Source organism: Vibrio sp. D431a (genome assembly GCF_030248655.1).
Classification (GTDB): domain Bacteria; phylum Pseudomonadota; class Gammaproteobacteria; order Enterobacterales; family Vibrionaceae; genus Vibrio; species Vibrio alginolyticus.
Map to the genome: position 1 here is coordinate 1 of NZ_JAHGAP010000040.1, position 1,835 is coordinate 1,835.

Consider the following 1,835-nt stretch of genomic DNA (forward strand, 5'->3'; position numbering starts at 1 on the left):
CCCCTTAGCAGGGCGTTATATTTTTAAGGTAGTATTTAAAATGTCGGAAAATTTTTTATTAAGTAATGCGTCAGAAGCATTTGTTTTGTCTGTTACTCCTGATTGGCCTTCAATTATAGTAACCGGCATGATTGGTTTGGGGAGTATCTTAACATCTATAGCAGTTGCCTATATCACCTACTCAAACCAGAAGACTCAAAATAGAGCAAAACAAGCTGAGTTGAGGCAAGAGTGGCTAAAAGAGGCTAGAGATACGGTTTCGTCAATTATATCTTTATGCCATGTTATAAAAGTTCGATGCAAAACCGACAAAGCATTTATTCGTGGGCAAGATTACTTTGATCTGCACCAAGAGTTACTTTCATACCGTTCAAAGATTACTTTAATGCTTGATTCTGAGAAGGAGTCTACTAAAAATCTATTATCTATACTGGCTGACTTGATAGATTCAGTTACAAAAATTAATGTTGAACGAGATGAAATGAAAGCATATATGTTTGCTTTTGAAGAGCTTGCTAATGACATATTGGAAAAAGCATGGCGTGATATTAAGCGAGATCTTGGAAATAAAATATAACAAACAATTTAAGAGTGATTCAGCACGCTTGGCATTTTTGGTTTGGGTCTAGTTTAGTGATTACCTCGTTTAAATTTAGTGTTGTGGAAGCGTGCTTCACACCTTAATTGGGCGTTAAGCGTATAAAGAGAGTATTTTACATGTCAGATATAATTGATAATGAGCTATTAAGATATGTGGAATATCTTCAAACTCAGCTTGTGACAGAGGGGAGTGAGCCATTTCTAAACGGTGAGCGAGATTGGTTCATAAAAAGTCGAACCACTTTACAACAAGCACTAAAAGATAAAGTGCCTGAAAATGATTTAGATGGAAGTCACAAGAAGAATGCGCTGCTTTCTCGGTTAGACAACTTTGAACCAGCTACAAAGTACGATAGTTTTTTTCCCTCAGAGATATTTAGTCAAGTATTGGAAGATGTAATCAATATCTATGCTAACCTTGGAATTAATTTAGACGTAGAAGTTGAACTATATAATTCACCTAGTATGACCGTTGGAGCACATGCAAGACCATCATTGTATGGGCATGCTATATTTGCTGGTGCGGGAACAACGTCTTTTTGCAATTATTGGGCGAAAATCTACACGACTATTTCATTGGGTGCAGCACAGCGAGGTATGTCAGTATTTGAGGAGGCAGCTGTAAACGACACAATAACCGATTTAAATATTGCAATTGATGCTTTTCGCTTATGTGTGCACTACGGATATATCGGAACGGTAAGGGGTTTTGGTCGTTTAGAACAGCCTCAAGAAATGCATGCAGATAGAGCCATTTTAGTTCATTCAATGGAAGTGTTCATTGTAGCCCACGAGTTTTACCATCTGTACTTAGAGGAAAAGTATCCTGAGTCAAATGGAATACCACCCGATCACACCGAAAAAGACGTAGAAGAACTTTGTGACGCAATGGCATTAGCTGTTGTTACTACGTATGGTATTGAAAAAAATAACATTTATGCCAGTCATCTATTAGGTCCGCTGCTATTTTTTAGTAGTCTAGAGCTGTGCGAGAAAGTAAAAAATGTTATTAATCCGGACGTAAACATAACCTCAGATTCTCATCCGACAGCATCAGAGAGAGTTGCATTTATCCATAGTTTCGTAGCACAAGGGGATTTCCCTACATATCTTTATGAAAGTTTGGACTATATGACTCGCTTAACTCAAATCGTAAATGAACGAGTTTTCTTTCTTTTGGATGTATTTCAAAGGCAAAACGTTTGATAAATTATACGCTTAACAAACTGTTTAAG

The 1,835-nt window shown here is 37.0% G+C and carries 2 protein-coding genes; both read left to right on the forward strand.

What is annotated here, in order from left to right; genetic code table 11:
* Positions 1 to 577, forward strand: a 577-nt coding sequence (locus KJB35_RS26200) for a hypothetical protein (protein ID WP_306309432.1), incomplete at its 5' end; no start/stop codon positions are given.
* Between the two features lie 140 nt (positions 578 to 717).
* A complete protein-coding gene (locus KJB35_RS26210; RefSeq protein ID WP_285359013.1) occupies positions 718 to 1,806 on the forward strand; it encodes a hypothetical protein in 1,089 nt (362 codons plus the stop codon).
* The last annotated feature ends 29 nt before the right edge of the window (positions 1,807 to 1,835 follow it).

Excerpts from the sequence above, each read along its gene's own strand:
- KJB35_RS26210 (WP_285359013.1), top strand. The coding sequence starts at position 718 with ATGTCAGATATAATTGATAATGAGCTATTAAGATATGTGGAATATCTT.